General features: G+C 59.0%; 1 protein-coding gene. It reads left to right on the top strand.

Going from position 1 to position 2,068, the window contains the following annotated elements; all coding sequences use genetic code 11:
• Positions 1 to 134 precede the first annotated feature (134 nt).
• Positions 135 to 1,937, top strand: a complete 1,803-nt coding sequence (locus tag ACW9JC_RS30090; protein WP_457459601.1) for an acyl-CoA dehydrogenase — start codon at positions 135 to 137, stop codon at positions 1,935 to 1,937.
• Positions 1,938 to 2,068: the final 131 nt, after the last annotated feature.

The following is a 2,068-nucleotide window of genomic DNA, read 5'->3' as shown; positions in this document are numbered from 1 at the left end:
CAATAGGAATGTGTTTCCTGTAGGAGCTGCCGAAGGCTGCGATCTTTTGCTTCTCCATCACCAAGATCAATCATCCTGTTCAGCCTCTATTCGCCAGCCTAGACTCGGTCCACTCCAATAAAAGGTAGGCCGCCATGTCCGAGACGTTGCTCAGTTCCCGCAATCTGGCTTTCGAGCTGTACGAAGTCCTCGATGCCGAGGGCCTGACCCAGCGTGAGCGTTTCGCCGAGCACAATCGCGAGACCTTCGATGCGGCCATCAGCACCGCCCGCAGCATCGCCGAAAAGTTCTTCGCCCCGCACAACCGCAAGGGCGACGAGAACGAGCCGCGCTATGAGAACGGTCAGGCGATTCTGATTCCGGAAGTGAAACCGGCGGTAGATGCCTTCCTTGAAGCCGGTTTTCTCAACGCTGCGCGCAGTTTCGACGCGGGTGGCATGCAACTTCCTACACTACTTTCCCAGGCCTGTTTTTCGCACTTCCAGTCAGCCAACGCCGCTTCGACGTCCTATCCGTTCCTGACCATGGGCGCGGCGAACCTGATCGAAAGCTTCGGCACCGACGAGCAGAAGCGCCGCTTCCTGCAACCGATGATCGACGGGCGTTTCTTCGGCACCATGGCCCTGACCGAACCGCACGCCGGCTCATCGCTGTCGGATATTCGTACCCGAGCCGAGCCTGCGTCTGACGGCACTTATCGCCTCAAGGGCAACAAGATCTTCATCTCCGGTGGTGATCACCCACTGTCGGAAAATATCGTGCACATGGTGCTAGCCAAGTTGCCAGACGCGCCGGCTGGCGTGAAAGGGATTTCGCTGTTCATCGTGCCCAAGTTCCTGGTCAACGATGACGGCAGCCTCGGCAAGCGCAATGACGTGCTGCTGGCCGGGCTGTTCCACAAGATGGGCTGGCGCGGCACTACGTCCACAGCGCTTAACTTCGGCGATAACGGTGAGTGCGTCGGCTATCTGGTGGGCAAGCCGCACCAGGGCCTGAGCTACATGTTCCAGATGATGAACGAGGCGCGGATCGGCGTCGGCATGGGAGCGGTGATGCTGGGTTACGCCGGGTATCTGTATTCGTTGGAATACGCCCGCGAGCGTCCGCAGGGACGAGTGCCGGACAGCAAGGACCCGAACACCGCGCCGGTGGCGATCATCAATCACGCCGACGTCAAACGCATGCTGCTGACCCAAAAGGCCTACGTCGAAGGCTCGTTCGACCTCGGTCTGTACGCCGCGCGCCTGTTCGATGACACCACAACGCTGGGGTCCGAAGCCGAGCGCAAGCAAGCCCACGAACTGCTGGACCTGCTGACGCCAATCGTCAAATCCTGGCCATCGGAGTTTTGCCTCAAAGCCAATGAACTGGCGATCCAGATTCTTGGCGGCCACGGTTACACCCGCGAATACCCGGTGGAGCAGTACTACCGCGACAACCGCCTGAACCCGATCCATGAAGGCACCCACGGCATTCAGTCGCTGGATCTTTTGGGCCGCAAGCTGGCACAAAACGGCGGGTCCGGGCTCAAGCAACTGATCCGCCTGATCGCTGAAACCGCCGAACGTGCCCAGGCATTTGAATCGCTGACACCATTGCGCGAACCGCTGGATAAACTGGTGGCACGCCTGCAAACCGTGACCATCGGCCTGCTGACCGATCTGGCGCAGGGTAAGGTCAACAGCAGCCTGGCGAACTCGGCGCTATATCTGAAAGTTTTCGGGCATACCGTAATCGGCTGGCGCTGGCTGGAACAGGCGATTCGTGCCGAGGAAGGGTTGGCCAAGGGCAATGCGGCGGATGTGGCCTTCTATAAAGGCAAGTTGCAGGCGGCGCGGTATTTCCTGACGTGGGAAGTGCCGGGTTGCCATCATGAATTGGCGATTCTTGAGGCTCGGGATGATGTGTGCCTGACGATGCAGGATGAGTGGTTCTGATCTTGTTTGGATCGGTGTAACGGCCACAAAAAAGATCGCAGCCTGCGGCAGCTCCTACAGGGAAACTCATTCCAAATGTAGATACCGTCTTGAACCTCACCGGGCAAGCGCAAGTTTCGGGTCGTAGGGCT

It is taken from the genome of Pseudomonas sp. SDO5591_S426, from assembly GCF_054070755.1.
The sequence above is the reverse complement of the archived record's forward strand: the minus strand, read 5'-3'. Positions and strand labels throughout refer to the sequence as shown.

What these genes read in the sequence shown, in the direction of transcription:
- ACW9JC_RS30090 (WP_457459601.1), top strand. Translation starts at nt 135, where the DNA reads ATGTCCGAGACGTTGCTCAGTTCCCGCAATCTGGCTTTCGAGCTGTAC.